This window comes from Mesorhizobium sp. M1399, from assembly GCF_040317735.1.
Classification (GTDB): domain Bacteria; phylum Pseudomonadota; class Alphaproteobacteria; order Rhizobiales; family Rhizobiaceae; genus Mesorhizobium.
Genome location: NZ_JAMYKZ010000019.1, coordinates 61,080 through 83,562, shown reverse-complemented (window position 1 = coordinate 83,562; position 22,483 = coordinate 61,080). Strand labels below are relative to the sequence as shown.

Sequence of the window (22,483 nt, the reverse complement as noted above, 5' to 3'; positions counted from 1 at the left end):
GATCATCCAAATGGCAAATCCTCCACGCCGACCCACAAATCCGATGTCAGCCGCTGAAGCCGCCTTCAAGCCGATCAAAAAGCCGGCGGCGCCGGTTCGCGAACCGTCGGCTGCTCCAAATATCAGAGAGCTTGTTTCGATCAGGATCGATAGGGCGGTGCTGGACCACTTCCAGGAAGATGGACCAGGCTGGCAGGATCGGATCAACGACACCTTGCGGCGCGCTATCTCCAAAGAACCGACCAATGCCGATGACAAATGATCAGACGACTACTGATCGGCACGGCGCTGATAGCGGCGACGCAGATGGAGTTGAACGGAAGTATAAGCGTAAGCGATTGCGCACCATTTGGACAACCGACAACGCGCATCCTGGAATTTTTTCATCGAGCCGCGGCCGAACCCCTCTATGCTCCGGGCGGAGACCCGAATGGCATTTCGATTCGTACACACGGCCGACATTCACCTCGACTCGCCGCTACGTTCGCTGGTGCTGCGAAACCCTGATCTTGCCGAACTCGTGGGGGACGCCAGTCGCCAGGCATTTGTCTCGATAATAGACCTCTGCCTTGCGGAACGTGTCGATGCGCTCGTCATTGCCTTATCGCGCATATCGAAACAGCTCGTTTTTCCTGACACGGTCACGATCTTCGGCGGCCGCCCCCAGTCGGTGCTGCAAACGGCCGGCGGGCTTGACGTCGCATTCCATGGATTGAGCTTCGCGAACCCAAAGGCGCCGGAAAGCCTGCTGCCCAAGTATCCGGCGGCCCGGGAAGGGGCGGTCAATGTGGGCATCATGCACACCAGCCTCGCTGGATCGCCCGGTCACGATGTCTATGCCCCTTGCAGCATCGCTGACCTGCACGGCCATGGTTTTGACTATTGGGCGCTTGGGCACATCCACGTGCGCCAAGTCCATCCTGGAGCAAGCACCGTTGTGATGACGGGAATGCCGCAGGGCAGGGACATCAACGAGGCCGGAGAGAAATCCGCCACTCTGGTCACGATACGAGAAGACCGGTCCGTCGAGATCGAGGAAAAACTGACCAGTATCGCGCAGTTCGAGCGGGCGAGCGTCGATCTGACCGGGACGGTCGAATGGTCTGAGGTCGTCGGCCGTGTCCGTTCCGCGCTCGAAGGTATCCGGGGTTCCGTCAGATCCCGCCACGTTGTGGTCCGTCTCGGACTGGCCGGGGCGTCGCCGTTGTCATGGGCGCTGATCCGCGACAGGGACCTGCTGCTGGCCGAAGCCGAGCAGGCGGCGGAGCAGACGGGCGACACATGGGTCGAAAAACTTGAGCTTGATCTCGCTCCACAGAGCGCGGAAACAGCCGATGACGTCGCCGATCCGATTTTCGAACTCGCGCAATCCATGCATGCCAATGTCAAGTCTGAGGCCTTCCGCGCCGAGGCGAGGGCGCTTGTCCAAAAGATGATTGCCGATCTGCCGCCGGACGGGCGCGACTTCGCCGGACGGGACGAAGCTGGGCTGGAACTGTTCATCGACAAGGTGCTTGCCAGCGGTGCCGACCTGGTCACGGCCCGCCTCAAAGCAGGTGGAGCGCAATGAGGCTCCGGCGCCTTGATCTTATTCGTTATGGAAAGTTCACCGACGGGACGATCGAATTCGGCCCAAGGCCGGAGTCCGGTCCCGACTTCCACATTGTGTTCGGGCTGAACGAGGCCGGCAAGTCGACCGCACTTTCCGGTTATCTGGACCTGCTGTTCGGTATCGAGGAACGCAGCCGCTACAATTTCCTGCACGAGTACAGCGCGATGCGTATAGGCGGGGTGCTCGAACTCGCCGGCACTGAGCACACATTCACGCGCACGAAGCAGCGCACCAACTCGCTGCTGAACGCAATGGAGCAACCGGTGAGCGAGGTGGCGATAGCAGCCCATCTCGCAGGTCTGTCGCGGGACGCATACGAGACCATGTTCTCGCTGGACGACGAGACGCTGGAAGCAGGCGGAAAATCAATCCTGGAGTCGCGTGGCGACCTGGGCAAGCTCCTGTTCACGGCCAGCGCCGGTCTTGGGCATGCGAGCGACATGTTGAGCGCGCTAGAGACCGAAGCGGACGGGCTCTATCGCAAGCAGGCTCACGGAACCGAACTTGCGCTGCTCAAGAAGCGCCTTGCGGAACTCAAGTCGCGCAGGGACGCGATCGACACCTTGGCCTCGACTTTTGAGAGCCTTGAGGCCGAACGTCTTGACGCGGCGGAAAAATACGACCGCAGTATTGCTGAACGATCATTGCTGTCGGCTCGGCTTGACACCATTGCCAGGTACCTTCGCGCTATGCCGATCCTCGCCGACATTCGACGCAAGGCGGCCCAGCTTGCCGAGCTGCCTGACATCGCTTCACCATTGCGGACCTGGACAGGCACCGTCACCGGATTGATCGATGACGACGCCAGCCTGAGAACGCGGCTGTCAGGGAACATCGACGACGCCGAGCGAGTGACGACGAAAATCGTGTCGGTCGATGTGGACGAGGCGATCCTGGCAATGTCCGAGCGGGTTCGGGCGCTCGCGGATCGCAAAGTGCGCCATGTCTCCGCAGGCCTTGACCTGCCAAGCCGCAGGACCGAGCTGCAGATACTCGACAGCGCCGTGGCGAATTGCCTTGCCGCCCTTGGAAGATCGTCCGAGGCAGATCCGGCTGCGCTGCTTTTGCCTGCTGCCACAGTCGGCGCTGTTCGCGCCATGCTCGAAGAGCGATCGGGAATCACCACCGGCGTACGCGTTGCCCGCAACGAATGCGCGGCGGCGCTCGATGCACTTCAGGCGGCACGCGAGCGGGTTGGGCAAGAGAGGGGGGTGCCCGAACCTGCCAGGGCAAGGCTGGCCTCGGCCTTGTCGAAAGCGCGAGCCAGCGGGCACCTAAAAGACCTCAGGATGGCCCGCGAGGCGGAGGACGCGAGCACGGTTCGATGGGAGGCGGCAATCGCTCGACTGCATCCCTGGTCCGGAGACGCCGGGGCACTGGCCAGGGTGCCCGTCCCGAGTGTCACGCAAGTTGGTGCATGGAAGGTGCGGGCAGCTGGGTTGGGAAAGGGCAGGGCTGTCCTTTGCGAACGTCTCGCCGAATACCAGGAGAGTCACGACCTGCTCTCGGCTCGCCTGGATGCGCTTCGTGCCTCGATCGATGTGCCCGACGATGAAGCCGCCGCCGCCATCCGCCGCGCCCGAGACAAGGCGTGGGCCAGGCATCGGGGCGAACTTACTGGCCAAACTGCTGACGATTTCGAGGCGCTATTGGCGCGTGACGACAGTGTTGCAGCGGTTCGGCTGGCCAACGCGCGAGAGCTCGCGGAGATCCGGACAACGCTCCGCAGCCTCACCGAAACAACAGCCGCCATCACACGTATCCGCGACCACGCTGACGCCGTTGCTCAAGCGGCTGGAAGCATGCGGCCTGGTCACACGCCGTTGTCATCCCGTCGCACCACGTCGCGTGTCGCTGCACGTGCGGGGTATGAAGAACTTAAGCCGCTCATTGAGCTGGGAGAAAAAACCGAAACGTTCGAGCAACGATTGAGCGCGGCCCGCAATGCGGCGGCCCTACAAGCATGATTAAATTGATCTGGATGGTTAGCCGTTGGATCGCGCCGGGGCAAAGCCGCGACTTCTGAGGCATAGAGAAGATTGCTATAGCTCACAATTGTTGCTATCGTGAGTTATAGCAAGGTGCCCTATCACTCATGGTATGGAATTGGGAGCAAGCGGACTGGCCGCATTTTACCTACGATAAGAAGGCGTTGGAACCGCTGGAAAGCGAGTTCCTGTTGCGATCGGGCGAGTTCCTAGGCGTCTTTCGTCATGTCGGTTCCGACGATCGCGACCAGATCCGCATCGATCTTATCAGCGAAGAGGCCTTGAAGACATCCGCGATTGAGGGGGAGTACCTCGACCGCGAGAGCCTGCAATCATCCCTGCGCCAGCAACTTGGTCTGGGCGGCGAGACCAGGCGCATTCCGCCTGCCGAGCGGGGCATCGCTGAAATGATGGCCGATGTCTACTTGCATTTTGCCGATACGCTGACGCATCGCACTCTTTACGCTTGGCATACGATGGTGATGTCGGGTGAGCGTCGTATCGAGACCATCGGCAACTACCGCCAGCATGCCGATGCCATGCAGATCGTTTCCAATCGGCTGGATAAGCCCAAAGTTCATTTCGAAACGCCGCCCTCCGCGCGGGTGAAACCCGAAATGGATGCCTTCACTACTTGGTTCAACGATACCTCACCCAAAGGCAAGACACCGCTCCCAGCGTTGACGCGTGCCGCTATCGCGCACCTTTATTTCGAGAGCATTCACCCGTTCGAGGATGGCAACGGTCGCATAGGCCGTGCCCTCTGCGAAAAGGCGCTGGCGCAAAATCTGGGTGAGCCCAGCCTCATCGCGTTGGCCTATACGATAGAGCGCCGCCGCAAGGCCTACTACGACCATCTGGAGGCCAGCAACACGAGCAACGCGGTAACAGATTGGCTGCTCTACTTCGCCAACACGATCCTCGAAGCGCAGCGCGTAACGCTCGCTCGTGTCGAATTCTCCGTCGTCAAGGCCAAGTTTCACGAACGCTACCGGGATCACTTCAACGAGCGCCAGGAAAAGGTCATCGCCCGGATGTTCCGCGCGGGCATCGACGGGTTCAAAGGGGGGCTCAGCGCCGAGAATTATATCGCCATCACGCAGGCATCGCGCGCGACGGCAACAAGAGATTTGCAGGACCTCGTTGCCAACGGTGCACTGATAAGAACCGGCGAACGGCGACACACACGTTACGCGTTGAACATTCTTGATGGCCCCACGTAAACCAGAAGAGGCAGGCTGTCAAAGAGCCTGCCTGCCTGAGCATCGAGGGGTGGCGGGCTGCAACCCGGCAGGAGGTTCGTCGATTGGGTTACACGAGACCGGAAACGCAAAAAGTCGCGCGGTGCGATGCTGATTGTCCGGTCCCGGTTGAAGCCGGTGGTATAATGTTACCTCAACGCGCGTTGGGGGAAAGAAGCGCGCGGAAGGGGCGCGCTGGCCTTCGAGTGGTAGCGAGAAACCTGAACAAACTCTTGGCAGACATCAAGGCCGGGCACATCAGCTCGGCTGCTGTATTGCGGCAAGCTTCCAGTCACCGCCGTTCTGCCGCGTAAAGGTCCACAGTTCGGTTGTCTCTGTCGGCTGATCGGCCTGGCCCTCGACAATCTTGTCACTGATGCGATCGCGGGTCACGTCGCGAGACTCGTAGCGCAAAGCAGCGGTCGCGTAGTCGCGGTCATTCTCCCGCCAGCTTTCCGCAATATCGGCCTCCAACAGGCTGACGTCCGACACGTCATTCCGGACGCCCTTTTTGGCATTATCGGCAAGTTCCTCGGACAGATAGGAAACCATCTCGGGCGTCACCAACCGGCGCAAGGCAGCATGGTCCTCGCGCCCGAATGCTTCTTGAACTTCCGTCAGCCGTTGCTGGAACGTGTCGAGGTCGGTTTTAGTGAGCGTGATCTCATCGGAAGGGCTGGCCTGGCTCGTTCCGCCAAATCCCGACCCGATGCCTGGAATGGGGAATGCTTGGACGTTGCTCGGCTCGGGCCGGGCTGCTGCGCTTCGCCCAAAGCTCCCAGCACCTCGCGAGGCACCGGCCATAGCGGGCTCTGGGTTTTGCGCCGATTGCGAGCGGAAAAAGCGAATGGCCAGCATGACCACGCCGCCGATCAGCAGCACTTGAAGGAGAAGGCCGAACATGCCGGCCAAGCCGCCGAACCCATGGCCCAAAAGAACGCCGATCAAGCCGCCGAGCAGCAGCCCCCGCATCATCGATCCACCGAGGCCGTTGAAGAAGCCTGGACGCTGGAATGCCTGCGGCTGGCGGGCCGCATTGTTCGTTGCCGCATTGGGCGTCATCGAGCGCTCGACCGGTGCGGAAGGCTGTGGCGCCGTCCTGGTCGGCGGGACCGGCTGGAAAGTGCGCATGCCGCGACTGCCGAAGCTGCCGCCACGGCGCGCATCGGCGTGATCCACAGCGACCATGGAAAATGCCAGGAACAATCCCGCAAACAAAATTGCAAACCGTCCTGAACGCGAAATCAGCATAGGCAAGTCCTCAAGTGACACTCTTTCCGCTCATATGGGGTGCGTCGATCGAAATATCAGTGAATCATCCGCCAAGAAAATTCGAACGACATGGTCGGCGGCACGCCGCTGTTCACGACGAGAATGTCGAGCGCACCAAGCAGACAATCGCCTGCTCGACCGCGCGGGCTCCTGCACCCGGCCGACCCGGCGACGGTCGCGTCAAGAGCATCGTTCGTGCAAGCCTCTTGCCATCGGTCTCTTGGCGACGACGCCGGCCCGCCTGATCTTGACATACATCTTTCTCGCATACTATCAACACCTCAGGCAAACCTGCCATACAGGTTGGCCCCCTGAACTGGAGATTGCGTGAGCACGGCGGTATCCGCAAAACATTCCGACGCAGCGAGCCTGGTCAGCAATACGATCGGCGAGATCACGCGCCATATTCGCGCGCATGAACTCGGGCCCGGCGACCGGCTGCCCAGCGAGGCCGCGCTTTCGAGACAATTGAGCGTCTCGCGCACCGTGGTTCGCGAGGCCTTCAGCTCGCTCGCCGCCATGCGGCTTATCGACCTGAGGGCAGGCAGACGGGCTACCGTCGCCGAGCTGGATTATGGCGCCATGTCGCTGGTGATCGAGCATGGCGTCCACACCGAGCAGATCACGGTGCAGCAAATCTACGACGTGCGCCGCACGATTGAGACCCGCACCGCCATGCTGGCGGCCTTGCGCAGAACAGCCGACGAAGTGGAAAGGATCAGGACGCATGCGCTCGCCATGCGCGAGAATTTCCAGCGGCCGGAACAGGTCATGGAGCACGATCTCGCCTTTCACCTCGAAATCGCCAAGGCTGCAAAGAATCCGGTTTTCAGCCTCATCGTCGGCGCGTTCGAGCGCGTATCGCGCCAGACCTGGCCGATCGGCTGGCGGAGCCGCCCTTCGGATGCCGAGCAGTTGGAGATGATCCAAATCCATATCGATCTCGCCGAAGCAATCGAGACCGGTGATCCTCAGTCCGCTCGCGACCTGATGGCGAGGCATTTTGACGAGAGCGTCAAGGCCCTGCTGGCGGCTGGCATCGCCTGAGGAGCGGGGTGCGCGATGAAGATCACGAAACTGGAAACGCTGCGGCTCAAGGAGCGGCCGAACCTTCTCTGGGTCCTGGTTCACACGGACGAAGGCCTCGTTGGGCTGGGCGAGACCTTCTTCATGGCCGAAACCGTCGAGACCTATCTGCACGAATATGTCGCGCCGTGCGTGATCGGGCGCAACCCCTTGCAGATCGACCTGCTTGCCGCCGATCTCGTCGGCTATCTCGGTTTCCGATCGACGGGCGCGGAAGTCAGGGGCAACTCCGCTTTCGATATCGCACTGTGGGATCTGTTCGGAAAGGCGACGGGTCAGCCGATCGCACAACTCCTCGGCGGTTTCACCCGGCACGAGATCAGGACCTACAACACCTGTGCCGGTACCGAATACATCAAGAAGACCACCGGCCAGACGACGGCCAATTACGGGCTCGATAAGCCCGGCGACGCCTATGATGATCTGAACGGCTTCCTTCACCGCGCCGACGAACTGGCGCATTCGTTGTTGGAGGAAGGCATCACGGCCATGAAGATCTGGCCCTTCGACATGGCCGCCGAGAAAACGCGCGGCTTGTATATTTCGCAGCCTGATTTGAGTTCCGCGCTGGCGCCATTCGAGAAAATCCGCAATGCGGTCGGCGACAAGATGGACATCATGGTTGAATTCCATTCAATGTGGCAGCTGCTGCCGGCCATGCAGATCGCCCGCGAGCTTGCCCCCTACAAGACCTTCTGGCACGAAGATCCGATCAGGATGGACAGCCTGTCCAGCCTGAAACGCTATGCCGAGGCTTCGCTGGCGCCGATATCGGCTTCGGAGACGCTCGGTTCCCGGTGGGCCTTCCGTGACCTTCTCGAGACCGGGGCGGCCGGCGTCATTATGCTCGATATCAGCTGGTGCGGCGGGCTCTCGGAGGCGCGCAAGATCGCTGCCATGGCTGAAGCATGGCACCTGCCGGTCGCGCCACACGACTGCACCGGTCCAGTTGTGCTCGGCGCATCGACCCACCTGGCGCTCAATGCGCCGAACGCGCTCGTCCAGGAGAGTGTCAGGGCCTTCTACAAGACCTGGTACCGCGACCTTGTGACCGCTTTGCCGCAGGTGAAGAACGGCATGATCACCGTGCCTTCCGGACCGGGCCTCGGCATGGAACTGAACCCGGAGATCGATCGCGCCTTCACGGCGCTTCGACGGGTGACCGACGCATCGACTCTCTGAAAATGAACCTGAAGCAGCTTTCTACGGAGGAGGAGAACCATGAAGAAGCTACTTATCTCGGCAGCCTTGGGAGCAGTACTGGCTGGAGGCTCGGCAATCGGCTCACGCGCGCAGGAGCCGATGAAAATCGTCTTCACACATCATTCGTCGGCGTCAAACCCGTTCTGGCAAGCTGTGAAGAAGGGGTTTGACGACGCCTGCGCCAAGATCCAGGCCAATTGCCAGATGGTCTTCACGCAGACCGAAGGCTCGATCGAGCAACAATCGGCCAACATGCAGGCGGCGCTCGCGGCAAACCCGGACGCGCTGATCACCTCGATCGTCGACAACAATGCCTTCGACCAGATCATCGCCGACGCCCGCGCTGCCGGCGTCACGGTCATCGCATCCAATGTCGACGACACCGAGGGAGCCGCCGGCAATGCCCGCCAGGCTTTCATCGGCCAGGGCTTCATTCCCGCCGGCTACGAACTCGGCAAGAAGATGTCCGAGTTCTTCCCCAAGGAAGGCAAGATCAGGGCCCTCGTCGGCGTCTCCGCGCCCGGTCAGAACTGGTCGGAACAGCGCGCTGCCGGCGTCATGAAGTTTCTTGAGGAATACAAGGCCGCGAATGGCGGACGCGAAGTGGTCATTGAACGGCTCGACACCGGCACAGATGGCGCCGTCGTCGCCGATCGTGTTGGCGCCTATCTGTCTGCCCACCCGGACACCACGGTGTATTTCGACACCGGCCTTTGGCATGCCTACGTCGCCCAGGTACTGATCGATCGCGGCATCGAGCCGGGCAAGGTGCTGATGGGCGGCTTTGATATCGTCTCGGAAGTCCTGCAACAGATGGAAGCGGGTTATATCCAGGTCCAGGTCGACCAGCAGCCCTACATGCAGGGCTTCATGCCGGTGATGGAAGCCTATCTCGCCAAGAACGTCGGTCTGCTGCCGGCAGACATCGACACCGGCAAGGGCATCATCGTCAAGGAAGACGTGCCAAAGCTCAAGGAACTGGCCGCAAAGGGCGTGCGGTAGGCACGAAGCCGGCGTCCTCTCCTCGTTCTTACGGGGAGAGGTCGGCTGGACAAGGGGGAGGGCCAGGCAACACGGTCTTGGGCGTTGGCTCCGTCCCCATCCTCCAGCGGCATCTTCCCCGTCAAGGGCGGTAGAAGACAGACTGCCGCCATCCCCTTTGCCGATGCGATAACCAGCGGAAACGATCCCGAGCCGGAGCGAATGATGAAGCGTTTGATGAAGATTTATCTGGAGAAGCCGGAGCTTGCGGCGGTCGTGTTCCTGCTCCTGCTCCTCATCGTCTTTCAGATTCGCTCGAACGGCGTATTTTTGAACACACAGAACCTTCGCGGAATGCTTGGGCTGCTGCCCGAAATGGGGCTGGTCGCGATCGGCGTGACCCTGCTGATGATATGCGGTGAGTTTGATCTTTCGGTGGGCTCGGTCTTTGCGCTGACCCCGATGACCATGGCGGTGATGCTCGCGGCAGGCGTTCCGTTCGCGCCGGCCTTTGCCGCCGGCCTCGCGATCGCTGCCCTCATCGGCTTTTTCAACGGGTTCATAACGATTCGTTTCGCGATACCAAGCTTCATCACCACGCTTGGTATGCTGTTCATCGCGCGTTCGCTGACGGTGGTAATCTCCGGCGGCTTCCCTCCTGTCATACCAGCTAACGCTCTGCCCAAATGGCTGTTTACGGTCTATGTGGGACCGGGCGACCTCTTTCGCATGTCGTTCTTCTGGTTTCTCGCCGTGGCAATCCTGGTGACCGTGCTCCTGTCGCACACGAATTTCGGCAACTGGGTGCGCGCCACCGGCGGCTTTCTGCCCGCCGCGCAATCGATGGGCATCCCGACGGCCCGGGTGAAGGTCGCCTGCTTCATGATCTGTTCGGTGCTCGCCGGCTTTGCCGGTACCATTCAGGTGATGCGGCTCGGCGCCCCGCTGCCGTCGATCGGCGAGGGGCTGGAGCTGCAGGCCGTGTCGGCTGCCGTCATCGGTGGCGCCTCGTTGACTGGTGGCATCGGCACCATCTTCGGCGGCATCATCGGGGCTGCCCTTATCCGCGTCATCGACAACGGACTGGTGCTGAGCCAGGTTGACGCCAACTGGTTCAAGATGGCGATCGGCTTTCTGACTATCTTCGCGGTCGTCATGAACGCATGGCTTCGAAAGCGGGGCAGGGCAATGAAGGTGGAGACCTGATCATGGCGGCCCCCATCATCGCGATCAAGGGACTCCAGAAATGGTATTCCGGCGTCCACGCCTTGAAAAACGTTACGCTGGATATCTATCCCGACGAGGCACTGGGCCTCGTCGGCGACAATGGCGCCGGCAAATCGACGCTGATCAACATCCTCTCAGGCACCCAAAAGCCCGATGGCGGCGAGATCAGGATCGAAGGTGAACCGGTCCGCTTCTCTAACCCGCGCGACGCCATGGAACGCGGCATCGAGACGATCTACCAGTACAATTCCATGGTCCCGACCATGACCATCGCCCGCAACGTTTTCATCGGACGCGAGCCGGTGAAGGGTTCGGTTTTCGGTATCGGCATCCTGGACCAGAAGCGCATGCGTGACGAAAGCGTCAAGGCGATCGCCGACGTCGACCTGCATCTGCGGTCGCCCGACGCGCTGGTCGGCGAACTGTCGGGCGGCCAGCGCCAAGGCGTGGCGATCGCCCGGGCCATGCACTTCAAGTCGAAAGTCATGATTCTCGACGAGCCAACCAACCATCTCTCGGTGAAGGAAACGCGAAAGGTGATCGGCTTCGTTCGTGGCCTCAAGGCCCAGAACATCACTAGCGTCTTCATCAGCCACAACATGCATCATGTTTTCGAATGCTGTGACCGGGTCGTGGCGATGGCGCGCGGAGAGATCGTTCTGGACAAGCCGATCGGCGAGACTTCGATCGAGGAAATCCACGAGGTGCTGTGACGTGAAGAAGCAATCACTCGCGAGCCACTCTGCTGGTGGAGATCAGTCTGCGCTACGGCTTTTCCGTAAGGATCGCCTCAGCGGTTTTCTCGTCGGTGATCAGCACATCGACGACACCCAAGCGCAACACGGCGCGCAGCACCGGAACCTTGTCGAGGCCGCCGGAGGGCAGGATCACAGTGTCGACGTCGCGCAGATGTTCGGGGGCGAGGCCGATGACGCGACTGTTTAGCGGGTGATCGACCAGTTGTCCGTCGGCGCCGATCCAGTGGCCGCAAATATCGCCGACAGCTCCGGCTTGGCGGAGCGATCTGAGATCATCGTCCCCTACCAGTCCGATCCGAAAGATGGTGGCGTCCTTGTGCACCGCGCCTACCGAAACGAAAGCGGCGTCAACGTCGCGGGCATGGGTGAAAGCATCTTCCAGAATTGACTGGCGCATAAGCAGATCGCGTGTGGCCTCGGTATCCGTGAACACCGGTGCTGCGATGTAGAAGCATTCCGCGTCGAAGAGCGCCGCGAGCCGGGAAGCGATCTCGTAGATGTTGATCGCCGATCCACGTGTGAGCCCGCCAAGCAGGGAAACGATCGACATTCCTTTGACCGGGCGCACGGTCACCGACCGCAGACTGAGCTGGAGCGTCCGCCCCCATCCCACGCCCACCGATATCCCGTCACGGATTCTAAGCGACAGGGCTTCGCCGGCGGCGGCTGCGATGACCTGTGGCACCAGAGCAGGATCCGGCGGTGTCGGGACCACGATTGGATCCGAGACACCATAGGCGTCCCGCAGCCGGTTCTCCAACTCGATGCAGTTCGCCACCTTGGAATTGATGCGAATCTGAACGATCCCCCGCTGGCGCGCATGCGCCAGCATCCGGTTGACGCGAAGGCGGGTCAGGCCAAGAGACTTGGCGATTTGCGCCTGGGTGAGGTCACCGACATAAGCAAGCCAGGCGGCGCGCACGAGCAGCCCTTCCTCGCGATCGGCCGTGACGGAACTCGTTACGGCTTGGCGGCCGTCGCGTTTCTTTCGTGCTGGTTTCTCCATCAGATCATCCTGTCCACTCCGCGGCAGCGGGTTCAGAGCGGGCTCGGCCGAGCCATGTGCTCATCGATATGAGGCATCAATCGAGTTTCCCCGGCTCCGCTAGCCTCGATGATAGCGGTCGAAGGACAAAACCAGCGGAGCATCATGGCAAATCGCGTCGATGATGGCAGTCGTCAGCGGCAGGCGATCATGGGGAAGTACACCCCGGCCCATCATATTCTTCAAAGCCTGACCAAGGTCCAGCGCCAGTTGCGCCCCCTCAACCGTGTCCGAACTCATATGTTCGCGCTTCGCCACGGAATAGGGCAGGCCGCGGCCGAGCAGGCGTCCCATGCGACCGTTACGGCCCGCCTGGCAGGTCACATAAAGATCGCCGGAGCCGGCCAGCCCCAGCCCTGTTTCGATTTTTCCACCCAGAGCTTCGACCAGAATCGCCATCTCGGCGAGGGACTGCGAGAAAAGCGACGAGGCAAGGTTGTGCATGAGCGCACCGTTGGGCGCCTTGCCGTCTCGCTCAAGCAGCCCGACGGGAGCCCCAACGGCGAGTGTATAGAAGTTCTTGAAAGCGGCGCAGATCTCGACGCCAATGAGATCGGATGATGGTCGCGCATGATAGAAAGGCGCGCGCAGGATGCGTGACGCCGCGGCCAGCTGGTCGGGATCGTGCCCAGCCACGATCACGGAGGTATCGCGCTGTGCGGCCAGTTCGCCGGCAATGCAAGGTCCGCCGACGGCCATCACCGAGATCGACAAGCCAGTACGTTGCTCAATCTCGCGGGCAAGCAGATGCGGCAGGATTTCGATGCCTTCGTCGCTCGCGGCGAGTCCTTTCGTAATCATAAGTATCGGCATGGGCGACTTGATGCTTTCAGCAATGCGGTCGATCGCCCAAGGAACGCCGGCCGACGAGACGCCGAGTACAAGCAGGTCGGCTCCATCGTTCATCGCCGTCCCGAATTCGGTCCAGGAACAGGCGGCTACCGCGTCAGGCAGAGTGATGTTGAGGCGAGGGTGATGACCTGTGTCGGCCACAGAGCTGACGATCTCCTCGTCGAGATGGGTGCCGACAAGAGTGATGCGGTTACCCGCGTGAGCGGCCGGAAGCGTCATCGCAGAGCCCATGACGCCAGCGCCGAGGATAATGATCTTCGCCATTCAGCTTCTTTCCTTGTCCAGCCGCTCGCCGCTGCCTTGGTCGAACAGGTGGATTCGCTCAGGCGCTGGCTCCAGGTGGATCACAGCTCCAGGAGAGAGCTCCATGCGGTCATGCAGCACCGAGCAGATCGCAATGTTGCCCATGGCGGCAAAGATATGGATTTCGGGGCCAGTCGGCTCGACAACCGTAATTCTCGCCGGGATGCCGCGCCCGTCTGCCACAGGTCGAAGATGTTCGGGCCGAATGCCATAGATCACCTTTTGGCCGGGCCGGACCGCAGCCTCTGGCGGAAGCGGGAGGGATAGCTCGTCGGTCCGCACCACCCAGGCGTCGCGCTCGGAAGCCACCTCGCCATGGAACATGTTCATTGCGGGCGAGCCGATGAAGGAGGCGACGAAGAGGTTTGCCGGGCGATCGTAGACATCAAGCGGGCGCCCGATCTGCTCGATCTGGCCGTCGCGCATGATGACGATGACATCGGCCATGGTCATGGCCTCGATTTGGTCATGCGTGACATACACGGTGGTGGTCTTCAGCCGCTGGTGGAGCTCCTTGATTTCCGTGCGCATTTGCACGCGCAGCTTGGCGTCGAGGTTGGACAGCGGCTCGTCGAACAGGAAGACAGTTGGGTCTCGCACGATAGCGCGACCCATGGCGACGCGTTGCCGCTGGCCGCCCGAAAGCTGGCGGGGATACCGTTCCAGATAAGGGGTCAGATTGAGGATCGATGCCGCCCATCCGACCTTCTGTTTGATTTCTTCGTTGGGGCGTTTCTTCAACTGCATGGAAAACGCCATGTTGTCGAAGACGGTCATATGCGCGTAAAGCGCGTAATTCTGGAAGACCATCGCGATATTGCGGTCTTTGGGATGAAGTGTGTTGACGACCCTGTCTCCTATCGTGATCTCACCGGACGTGATGGGCTCGAGACCGGCTATCATGCGCAACAGTGTGGACTTGCCGCACCCGGACGGCCCCAACAGAACGACGAACTGGCCATCCTCGATCGAGAGATCGAGTCCATCGATAATCGAGAGGGCGCCATAGTCTTTCTTTATGTTGCTGATGGTGACAGACGCCATAAATTGTTATCCTTCGATTGCCCTTGCCGGTTGGGTTCAACTTTCGCCATGCGAGTCATTGGCGACGGTCGGATGCGGTCTCACCATTCGCTCTCCAGAAACTCCTCCAGCAGCCCTGCATCGGCGGCCAGATTGACAAAGGACCATCGGCCACGGATTTCCCGCGAATAGCGAATGGCATCGTGCCAAAGCGCGCGCGGCAGGCCTAGTTCCGCGCCGGTGACCGGCCCCCCCGCAGCCTTGAGTGCTGCCTCCATGCGGGCGACCGGCATCGCCATCGGCCGAACCTCCTGGCGCAGCGCCGGCCAGATTTCCGCAAGCCTGCGGTTGAAGATTTCCGTCTGGCGGACGTCGAGAGCCGTCTTCCTCATCTCGGCAATGCAAAGTGGTCCGAGCTGCGCGCCATAGCGGGCCAGCATCGCCGCCTCGTCGATGGCGGTCGGCTTCACCTGCGGCGGTTCGTCCATGTCGAGCAGCCGCGCTTGCAGACGCGCCATGACCATCGACGCAACCCCCACCTGCTGACCGTGCGTGGTGCCGGGATGATGGTCTTGCGCGAACATGTCGACCCAATGGGAAATCTGGTGCTCTCCCATGGATCCAGGATGGGAAACGCCGGCGAAGCACACACCCATCGAGCACAGCGTTAGGACGCGCTGGAGATGCCCGACGGCGGTGATGTCGTGCCTGGCAAGGCCAGGCGCATTGGCCAGCATCGGCTCCTCATCGCCCGCCTGCAGCAGGTAGGGCACGGCAGAATAGTAGGTGTCGAACAGCCGATGCGAAGCCCACCAATCGATCTGGGCGGTGGGACGACAGAGGCTGTCGCCAAGCCCGGCGGCGCTGAGCCAGGCGGGTGCTGCAGCCGACACGCCAAGGTCCAGGAAGATGCCCCGCGGCGCGTGCGAGGGCAGCGAGATCTTGAGCCCGGAGGCCAAGGTCACCGATGCTGTCGAGGCGCCGTAGCCATTCATCGAGGCGGCCGTGCCGAAGACGGCATAGGGCCGCTCGTCGAGGAAGGTTGCATGCTTGCAGCTGTCGTTGAGGACGCCGGACCCGACGGCGACGACCCCGTCGGCATGACGCGTCTTCTCTCTGACCATCTGGATCGTTGCCTCATCGCAGTCGAGTCCGTCAGGCAGCACGATTTCGTCGATGTTGGCGATGGCACGCAGCGCCTTCGCGACGCGCCGGCCCATCACATCGACGGTGTTGATATCGGACACAACTGCGATGCGGCTGCCTAGCGCCAGGGGCGCAACGAGATCCGCCTCGCGGCCCTCCGTCGTCTCCAGCAATTCGATCGTCTGGAACGGCAGGATCGTGGCCGCGCCGGTCTTGGGATCTGTCCAGCGTCCCGCGACAACGTCCTCGATCAACGCGTTCCAGTTGGTCGTTTCAGCCATGATCGGTCCCCATGAAGGCCGCGAGGCGCTGGTTCCAGGCTGAAAGCGTTGGCCAAAGATCGGCATGGATCGCAAGAAGTTCGGCGTAGAGCTCGGCCCGTCTCGTGTCCGGTTCGAAGGTTTTGGCCGGCTCGCTGGCCATTGCCAAGGACGCTTCGGCGATGGTGGAAAACCAGCCCACGCCCTTTGCCGCCGCCATCGCCGCGCCAAGCGAGGAGGCTTCCACCGTCGTCGAACGCTTTATGGGACGATCGAGTGCATCCGCCAGAATTTGCATCCACAGGTCGGACTTCGCTCCTCCACCGATGGCTATGAACTGGTCGATGGTCTGGGCGGCAGCCGCAGCGGCCCGCTGACTTGTCGCGGCCTGATGCAGCGCTATGCCTTCCAGCACGGCGCGATAGATGTCGCCGCGGCGGCTGGAGCCGGATAGCCCGGCAATCACACCACGGGCCGCGCTATCCCAGTGCGGGTCCATGACGCCCTGCCAGTAGGGCAGGAGCATTATGCCGCCTGCGCCGATCGGGCTCGCAGCGGCTTCGGCCTCGAGCGCCTCCAGAGCATCGCTTGCGCCATGCAGATCGACGCCAAGCATTTCGCGCGCCATCCAGTCGACGAGAAAAGTGCCGGCGCGAAGGCACGTCTCATAGATATAGCCGTCATCGGCGACCGCCGTCTCGGTGCGGAAGGCCTGGTCGTGGACGTAGTCCGTGCCGAAGCTGCCGGAGACGACCGCCGTGCCGAGGTTGATGTAAGCGCATCGCGGCTGCAACACACCAGCGCCCGTTCCGGCGCATTGACCGTCGCCGCCGCCGGCGACGATCGGCGTGCCCTCGCGCAGGCCGGTCGAAATGGCCGCTTCCGAAGTCAGTTGGCCCAGAACGGTGCCGGGCCTTGCCAGGTCCGGCATCATGCGCCGGGCGATGCCCGCTGCGGCGAGTATTTCGTTCGACCAGTCCATAGCTCGCATATCGAGTATGCCCATCGGGTCGGCGGATGCGGTGGACGTCACCCACCGGCCGCTCAAGCGAAAGACCAGATAACCGTGGACTTCGGCCATTCGCTCCACGCGGGCAAAAATCTCGGGCTCTTCCTCGCGAAACCAGATCATGCGGTAAAGGCAAGGAATGACGTCCAGCGGCTTGCCGGATATTGCGTGGACGCGTGCCGCGCCGAAGCTCTCGCCGAAGCGGCGTGCTTTCCGCCGGGCGCGCTCATCGAGCCAGAGCGTTGCCGGCCCGACGGCTTGGCCCTGCTCGTCGAAAAGGCCGAAGCTCTCGCGTTGGTTGGCAATCGCAAGGGCGGCAATGCGTGCGGGCGAAACTGTTGCCGCGACAGAACGAAGCGCCGTGACCGTCGAGGCCCACCATTCGGCCGGATCCTGCTCGAAATAGCCCGAACGCGGGTTGGACATTGCAAGCGGTGCACGACCTTCAGCCACGGCCAGACCACTGCGGTCCCAGGCGATCGCCTTGGTTGCCGAGGTCGAGGAATCGATGCCGATGACGAGATCCGGAACCATTGCCGCCACATTGCCAAACGGCGAGGGCGGCCGAAGCCGCCTTCGCCCAAATCACCGACTAGCCGCTAAAGACCGGCATCCTTGACTTTGCCGTCGACAATGCCGGCAATGGCATCCAGGCATGCCTTGGCATCGCCGCCATAGTCCTGGCCCGTAAGCAATTTGCCGAGTTCAACCGGGATGTCGTTGTTCGACAGATCCGCCCAGATCGGCATGTCCGGCTCCGATCCCATCTGGTTGTCGATAGTGTATTTGATCGCCTCGAAATGGCGTGTCGTTCCGGGCCCGACAACGGCCTTCGCCTTGACCCGAGGATCTGTAAAAGAGGAATTGCGCATCGGCGAGGCGCCGCCGCCGAGCGTCGATACCCGCGCCATCACATCCTTCGAGCAGACCCACTGCATGAACAGCCATGCTGCTTCCTTGTTCTTGGAATATTGCGACAGCGAGATCGTCGAGCCACCTTGGTGGCCGACGGCCGGGATTTCGTTGAAGCCGCAATCGGCGGCGGCGCGGCGGCCAGGAACCTCCTTGGGCGCGGGCAGGGCCTCGAACAGGCCTTTGACCTTGGAATCGTTGGCGTCGAAGCCGGGGAAATCTTCGCCCCAGGTGATTGCCATGGCGGCCTGACCCTGTGTCAACGCCTGTCCCTGACCGTCCCAGGTCCAAGTCGTCGCCGAGGGCGGCGAGTTTTTGACCAGCTCCTGATAGAATTGCAGTCCGGCCACGCCGCGCTCGTCATTGCCGACAAACTTCTTGTCCTTGTTGAAGATCGAACCGCCATGGCCCCACAATGCGAAGGTCCAGTCGCATTCCAGCGAATAGTGGCCGGACTTCGCCTGGCACGCTGTGCCGAAGATGCCGTTGCTTTTTTCTGCCTCTGTGAGCGCCTGCACGGCCTTGAGATAGGCGTCGAGGTCTGTCGGCAGCGCGATATTGTGTTTATCGAAAAGATCCTTGCGGTACATCAGGATGAAGATCGGAATATCGAATGGAATTCCGCACTGTTTGCCGTTGTACATGGCAATGCCGTCGACCAGCGGCTTGGAGAAATCGTCCCAGTCGAAGTTGGGCATCGCCAGTTCTTTGTTCTGGTCATAATATTCGCGCGGATCGACGACATCTTGTGCAAATGTCGCCATCCAGGACTGGTCGAGATAGTAGACGTCGTAGGTGCCCAGCTGGCCCTGTACGTCTTGCGTAGCTTTGGCGAGAACCTGCTCCAGCGGCACGATCTCGACTTCCACCTCAATGCCGGTTGCCTTGGTGAATTCACCCGCGACAAGCTGGTTGGCCACGATCGTTGGCGGCGTCGCTTCCGAAGTGTAGCGGATTTTGGTGCCGGCGTATGGTTTGCCGACGTCGGCCAGCCACTTCAGCATATCGGCGTCCTGGGCGCGGGCTTCTTCAACCCCGAGGCCCAGCATCCCCCGATTGGTGCGGCCACCACCTAGCATAGCCGATCCGAAGGCAGAAAAGCCGACACCTGCGAGCGCCATCTTCCTCATGAAGTCGCGTTTGGTTATTCGGCGCGCCGTAAAGTCATTGCAGGTATCGGTGACGAATGTCTTCTTGTCGTGTTCACTGAAGCTCATGATCGTTCCTCCGTTGCGGTTTTGTCGTCGTTGTTCTCGTCTGCGCCTCACTCCTTCAGGGACCCGAGGGTGAGGCCGCGGACCAGATGCCGTTGAACCAGCAGGATAAAGATGAAGCTGGGTATGATCGCGGACGTGCCGAGCGCTGTGATGTAGCCCCACTCGGTCGCGGTCGAGGTGACAAAGGTCGAGATCTTCACCGGCACAGTGCGGATCGACGTTGTCAGGAACAGTGAGAGCAGGAACTCGGTCCACGAAAAAATGAAACACAGCACGGCCGTCGCAGCGATGCCGCCCTTGACCATGGGAAGGACCACGCGTCGGAACGTCTGCCAGCGCGTCGCGCCGTCAATCAGCGCCGCTTCATCAACCTCGCGCGGAACATCGTCGAAGAACGACTTCAAAAGCAAAACCGCCAGCGGCAGGTTGATCAAACTGTGAACAAGGATGAGCCCCGTATAGGTATCGCGCAAGCCGAGATCCCGGAACATGAAAACGATCGGAATGACGATCGCGATTGGCGGCATGAAGCGCTGCGAGAGAATCCAGAACAGGAAGGACTGCTGGCCGCTGAACTGCATTCGCGACAGGCAATAGGCGGCCAGAGTGGCCAGCAGCAGCGTCAGCGCCGTCGATCCGACGGCTATGACGGCGCTGTCGAGCAGCGACTGGCGGGAATCGTAGGAGCTGGCGCCACCCTTGATGACCCCGGCCGCCTCGCCGCCCTGTTCCATGCCGATGTCGACGCGCGAAACGCCAAGCAAGGTCACACGGTAATTGTCCGGCGTCGGCGTGAAATCGACGTAGACCGGTCCGCTGCGGTCGAAGATCGCCGAATAGGGTTTGATGGACGACAGCGCCCACCACGCGATCGGGAACATGAAAATCGCCACCACCAGGACGGCGAGCACGTCACGGGCGATGGTTTGGGCGCGCGACGGTTCCATCAGAACCTCACCTTGAACAGCCTGACGAACAGGTTCGACACGACGATCAAGACGACGAGCACGATCAGCGACAGGGTCGCCGCATAGGGAAAGTCTCCGGTGAAGTAGATACGGCCAGCGTAGAATGAAAGCGTCTCGGTGGCCGTGCCAGGCCCGCCGGCGGTGATGATGTAGACGTAGTCGTAGATGCGAAAGAGATCGACGCCGCGGATCAGCACCGCGACCGCTATCACCTTGCGCAGCATCGGCAATGTGAGCCGCAAGAACGTCTGGATGCCGCTGGCGCCGTCGATCGCCGCGGCTTCGAAAGGTTCCTTCGGCAGCGCCCTGAGCCCTGCCAGGATGATGAGCACCATGAACGGCGTCCATTGCCATATGTCTGCCAGCAGGATCGCCGCCAATGCGGTTCCGGGCTGCGTCAGGATCGGCTGCGCCGGCGAGATCAGGTCGACGGCATAGAGGTAGAACGACAGGACGCCGAAAGAGCCGTCCTGCATCAGCAGGAACATCATTCCGGTCACCGCAGGCGGCACCACCAGCGGCAGTGTCATCAGCGCCCGCAGCACCCCGTAACCTTTGCGATCGGTGTCAAGCAGAAGCGCGATGAGGATGCCGAGCGCAAGCTGAACCGCAAGCGCGACGAAGGTGTAGATCAGCGTGGTTTCCAGCGAATACCACATACGCGCATCCGAGAAGGCGCGCGTCCACTGGTGGAGCCCGGCGAAGTCAAGCTGCCGGGAGACGACATTGCGTTTGTGAAACGATAGCCAGACCGAATAGGCGAGGGGATAGATGCCGAAAACGAGAAGCATCACCGTGATCGGCGCGAGCCAGGGGAAAGGATGCTCGGCCGTCATGAACCGGGGTAGCGCCCACCTGGAGGTCGGCCGCGTGAGGGCTGCGCTGCTCACGCGCAAGTCTCCGCTCGGTGACCGAGATGCATCGGCCTTCTCCCTATCGGCCAGATTGTGCCAACTTGAACTTTTGTAAGTTTGTTGTGCCTTTTGTTAAGAACGTGTCGGACGACCGCCAATTTGTCAAGTGTCGGTTCCATCAGCGCTCAAGGGATTTGCTCGTGGTCCCCGAGGATGCGGTCATGGCCGGGCATGGAGTTGTTTTTGAAGGGAACGCGGCAGTAAATGCCGTGTAGCAGCATCGAAAGCGCTCAGGGCCGCCGCCAACTTTAGCAGCCCAAGGAAAGCTACAGAATCATCGAGGAGATCGGGAGGACAGCCCGGGGTTTTTGGAACTCCTCCAGGCCCATCATTGTCGTTATTTATCAATGGTTTAGCGCTATATTTTGGCTCAGTTAGCCAAGTCCGTAGCTGGCGAACCTTCGAGTAGCGCATTGATATTGTTGATTTATGGTGGGCTTCCGAGGACCGCCGGTCGATTTGCTGCGCAAATGGGAGACATAAACGGAATCGACGCGCGTTTCAGTTGAGGAGAAGCTGATCTTCCTACGGGTTGCCGCTATCGTCGGTACATGCGCAACGTTGCGTCGGGGCGATCAGTGGCTCCAGTCGGCATGAAGCCAGCCAGCAGCGCAAACAATGCGGTCAATCAAATCGCACCAAAATCATCTGTACATACATCGGCTACTCGGGTTTCTCCTCAAGCTTTTCATCTCCGAAAGAATTGTCTCCCAGGTGCGGCTCGATATCCGAAGCTTGGCGATTCTATCCCGCATCCTTATCACGTCCGCACCCTCAGCGCCTGCTCCAGCCTGTCGGCAATCTGGGTGACGATATAGGCAATCACCATGTAGATCACGACGGCAATCACGAAGGCTTCTAGGTAGTAGTAGTTCAGCGCGGCGGTCAATTGGGACTGGGCGAAGATATCGACAACCTCGATGGCGAACCCGAGGGAAAGCGCCTTCATGATGACCATCATCGAGGTTGTCAGGTCGGGAATTGCGGTGAGGGCCACCTGGGGAAATAGGATCCGTCGGAACAGTTGGCCGCTTGTATAGCCGAGCGAATGGGCGGCGTCCGACTGACCGGTGTCGAAGGCGTTCAGGGCTCCTTTGATGATTTCCGCTTGGAACGCCGCAACGCAGCCGGTGACTGCAATGACAAGGATTACCCAGTTGGGCGTTTCGTGGGCGTTGAAGTTGATCGCGAGCAACGAGAGCAGGAACTGGAATGCCGGGGGCAGACCGAAATAGGCGAGGAAAATCACGATCACCATCGGAACGCCTTTGAAGACGACCTTATAGGCCATGATGAGCTGTCGCAGCACGGGGATCCGCCTATGTTCGACGAGCGCAAAAAGGCTGCCGACGATCGTGGACAGGATGAAAATCGTGAAAGCCATGCCGAGCGTCACGGGTACGGCGCCCAGAATTTCCTGCGAGTCCTGGAGCAGAATATCGGTATCAAACATGGTCGGATTACCC

Annotated in this window: 19 protein-coding genes; 9 read left to right on the top strand and 10 right to left on the bottom strand. The window is 61.0% G+C overall.

Features of this window, described 5'->3' with window-relative positions:
- The first annotated feature begins 10 nt into the window (after window positions 1–10).
- From NKH05_RS27265 to NKH05_RS27250, 4 genes are all read left to right on the top strand, one after another.
- Window positions 11–262: a BrnA antitoxin family protein gene (locus NKH05_RS27265; RefSeq protein ID WP_352590899.1), complete on the top strand. Its 252-nt coding sequence runs from the start codon at window positions 11–13 to the stop codon at window positions 260–262.
- A 168-nt stretch (window positions 263–430) separates the two neighbouring features.
- On the top strand, window positions 431–1,570 hold the full coding sequence (locus tag NKH05_RS27260) for a metallophosphoesterase family protein (protein ID WP_352790344.1): 1,140 nt from the start codon (window positions 431–433) through the stop codon (window positions 1,568–1,570).
- Complete coding sequence (locus tag NKH05_RS27255; RefSeq protein ID WP_352590905.1) at window positions 1,567–3,579, top strand: AAA family ATPase; 2,013 nt, start codon at window positions 1,567–1,569, stop codon at window positions 3,577–3,579. The genes NKH05_RS27260 and NKH05_RS27255 overlap by 4 nt, the downstream gene beginning before the upstream one ends.
- 128 nt (window positions 3,580–3,707) lie before the next feature.
- The gene (locus NKH05_RS27250; protein WP_352885455.1) at window positions 3,708–4,823 is read left to right on the top strand and encodes a Fic family protein; all 1,116 of its coding nucleotides are present in this window, start codon (window positions 3,708–3,710) and stop codon (window positions 4,821–4,823) included.
- 276 nt (window positions 4,824–5,099) lie between these two features.
- Here NKH05_RS27250 and NKH05_RS27245 read toward each other — a convergent pair whose 3' ends face one another.
- Window positions 5,100–6,089 (bottom strand): Tim44 domain-containing protein, encoded by a 990-nt coding sequence (locus tag NKH05_RS27245; RefSeq protein WP_352591060.1) that lies wholly within the window; start codon window positions 6,087–6,089, stop codon window positions 5,100–5,102.
- A gap of 351 nt (window positions 6,090–6,440) precedes the next feature.
- Between NKH05_RS27245 and NKH05_RS27240 the strand changes: the two genes are divergently transcribed.
- The 5 genes from NKH05_RS27240 to NKH05_RS27220 all read left to right on the top strand — a co-directional run bounded on the left by NKH05_RS27240 (window position 6,441) and on the right by NKH05_RS27220 (window position 11,323).
- The gene (locus NKH05_RS27240; protein ID WP_352484283.1) at window positions 6,441–7,160 is read left to right on the top strand and encodes a FadR/GntR family transcriptional regulator; all 720 of its coding nucleotides are present in this window, start codon (window positions 6,441–6,443) and stop codon (window positions 7,158–7,160) included.
- A 15-nt stretch (window positions 7,161–7,175) separates the two neighbouring features.
- Window positions 7,176–8,381: a mandelate racemase/muconate lactonizing enzyme family protein gene (locus NKH05_RS27235; RefSeq protein ID WP_353026478.1), complete on the top strand. Its 1,206-nt coding sequence runs from the start codon at window positions 7,176–7,178 to the stop codon at window positions 8,379–8,381.
- 39 nt (window positions 8,382–8,420) lie between these two features.
- A complete protein-coding gene (locus NKH05_RS27230; RefSeq protein ID WP_352484285.1) occupies window positions 8,421–9,404 on the top strand; it encodes a sugar ABC transporter substrate-binding protein in 984 nt (327 codons plus the stop codon).
- 204 nt (window positions 9,405–9,608) lie between these two features.
- On the top strand, window positions 9,609–10,589 hold the full coding sequence (locus tag NKH05_RS27225; RefSeq protein WP_352590914.1) for an ABC transporter permease: 981 nt from the start codon (window positions 9,609–9,611) through the stop codon (window positions 10,587–10,589).
- Between the two features lie 2 nt (window positions 10,590–10,591).
- Window positions 10,592–11,323: an ATP-binding cassette domain-containing protein gene (locus NKH05_RS27220; protein ID WP_031194992.1), complete on the top strand. Its 732-nt coding sequence runs from the start codon at window positions 10,592–10,594 to the stop codon at window positions 11,321–11,323.
- A gap of 52 nt (window positions 11,324–11,375) precedes the next feature.
- On the opposite strand, the gene NKH05_RS27215 is transcribed toward NKH05_RS27220, so the two are convergent.
- From NKH05_RS27215 to NKH05_RS27175, 9 genes are all read right to left on the bottom strand, one after another.
- Entirely contained in the window at window positions 11,376–12,374 is a 999-nt protein-coding gene (locus NKH05_RS27215; RefSeq protein ID WP_023722155.1) for a sugar-binding transcriptional regulator, read from the bottom strand.
- Between the two features lie 99 nt (window positions 12,375–12,473).
- Window positions 12,474–13,529: a hypothetical protein gene (locus tag NKH05_RS27210; protein ID WP_352590919.1), complete on the bottom strand. Its 1,056-nt coding sequence runs from the start codon at window positions 13,527–13,529 to the stop codon at window positions 12,474–12,476.
- Complete coding sequence (locus NKH05_RS27205) at window positions 13,530–14,612, bottom strand: ABC transporter ATP-binding protein (protein ID WP_023722153.1); 1,083 nt, start codon at window positions 14,610–14,612, stop codon at window positions 13,530–13,532.
- An 80-nt stretch (window positions 14,613–14,692) separates the two neighbouring features.
- The gene (locus tag NKH05_RS27200; RefSeq protein ID WP_352590922.1) at window positions 14,693–16,018 is read right to left on the bottom strand and encodes an iron-containing alcohol dehydrogenase; all 1,326 of its coding nucleotides are present in this window, start codon (window positions 16,016–16,018) and stop codon (window positions 14,693–14,695) included.
- A complete protein-coding gene (locus NKH05_RS27195; protein ID WP_353026473.1) occupies window positions 16,011–17,540 on the bottom strand; it encodes a xylulokinase in 1,530 nt (509 codons plus the stop codon). Before NKH05_RS27195 ends, NKH05_RS27200 begins: the two co-directional genes overlap by 8 nt.
- A gap of 65 nt (window positions 17,541–17,605) precedes the next feature.
- A complete protein-coding gene (locus NKH05_RS27190; RefSeq protein WP_352548605.1) occupies window positions 17,606–19,135 on the bottom strand; it encodes an ABC transporter substrate-binding protein in 1,530 nt (509 codons plus the stop codon).
- 47 nt (window positions 19,136–19,182) lie between these two features.
- Window positions 19,183–20,082 (bottom strand): carbohydrate ABC transporter permease, encoded by a 900-nt coding sequence (locus tag NKH05_RS27185; RefSeq protein ID WP_352590928.1) that lies wholly within the window; start codon window positions 20,080–20,082, stop codon window positions 19,183–19,185.
- Complete coding sequence (locus NKH05_RS27180) at window positions 20,082–20,993, bottom strand: carbohydrate ABC transporter permease (RefSeq protein ID WP_352590931.1); 912 nt, start codon at window positions 20,991–20,993, stop codon at window positions 20,082–20,084. Before NKH05_RS27180 ends, NKH05_RS27185 begins: the two co-directional genes overlap by 1 nt.
- Before the next feature lie 784 nt (window positions 20,994–21,777).
- Window positions 21,778–22,470: an amino acid ABC transporter permease gene (locus NKH05_RS27175; RefSeq protein WP_352484293.1), complete on the bottom strand. Its 693-nt coding sequence runs from the start codon at window positions 22,468–22,470 to the stop codon at window positions 21,778–21,780.
- Window positions 22,471–22,483 lie beyond the last annotated feature (13 nt).

Coding starts and splice junctions, on each gene's coding strand:
- NKH05_RS27235 (WP_353026478.1), top strand. CDS start 7,176: ATGAAGATCACGAAACTGGAAACGCTGCGGCTCAAGGAGCGGCCGAAC.
- NKH05_RS27190 (WP_352548605.1), bottom strand. CDS start 19,135: ATGAGCTTCAGTGAACACGACAAGAAGACATTCGTCACCGATACCTGC.
- NKH05_RS27205 (WP_023722153.1), bottom strand. CDS start 14,612: ATGGCGTCTGTCACCATCAGCAACATAAAGAAAGACTATGGCGCCCTC.
- NKH05_RS27230 (WP_352484285.1), top strand. CDS start 8,421: ATGAAGAAGCTACTTATCTCGGCAGCCTTGGGAGCAGTACTGGCTGGA.
- NKH05_RS27210 (WP_352590919.1), bottom strand. CDS start 13,529: ATGGCGAAGATCATTATCCTCGGCGCTGGCGTCATGGGCTCTGCGATG.
- NKH05_RS27200 (WP_352590922.1), bottom strand. CDS start 16,018: ATGGCTGAAACGACCAACTGGAACGCGTTGATCGAGGACGTTGTCGCG.
- NKH05_RS27220 (WP_031194992.1), top strand. CDS start 10,592: ATGGCGGCCCCCATCATCGCGATCAAGGGACTCCAGAAATGGTATTCC.
- NKH05_RS27225 (WP_352590914.1), top strand. CDS start 9,609: ATGAAGCGTTTGATGAAGATTTATCTGGAGAAGCCGGAGCTTGCGGCG.
- NKH05_RS27255 (WP_352590905.1), top strand. CDS start 1,567: ATGAGGCTCCGGCGCCTTGATCTTATTCGTTATGGAAAGTTCACCGAC.
- NKH05_RS27175 (WP_352484293.1), bottom strand. CDS start 22,470: ATGTTTGATACCGATATTCTGCTCCAGGACTCGCAGGAAATTCTGGGC.
- NKH05_RS27185 (WP_352590928.1), bottom strand. CDS start 20,082: ATGGAACCGTCGCGCGCCCAAACCATCGCCCGTGACGTGCTCGCCGTC.
- NKH05_RS27250 (WP_352885455.1), top strand. CDS start 3,708: ATGGTATGGAATTGGGAGCAAGCGGACTGGCCGCATTTTACCTACGAT.
- NKH05_RS27260 (WP_352790344.1), top strand. CDS start 431: ATGGCATTTCGATTCGTACACACGGCCGACATTCACCTCGACTCGCCG.
- NKH05_RS27215 (WP_023722155.1), bottom strand. CDS start 12,374: ATGGAGAAACCAGCACGAAAGAAACGCGACGGCCGCCAAGCCGTAACG.
- NKH05_RS27195 (WP_353026473.1), bottom strand. CDS start 17,540: ATGGTTCCGGATCTCGTCATCGGCATCGATTCCTCGACCTCGGCAACC.
- NKH05_RS27265 (WP_352590899.1), top strand. CDS start 11: ATGGCAAATCCTCCACGCCGACCCACAAATCCGATGTCAGCCGCTGAA.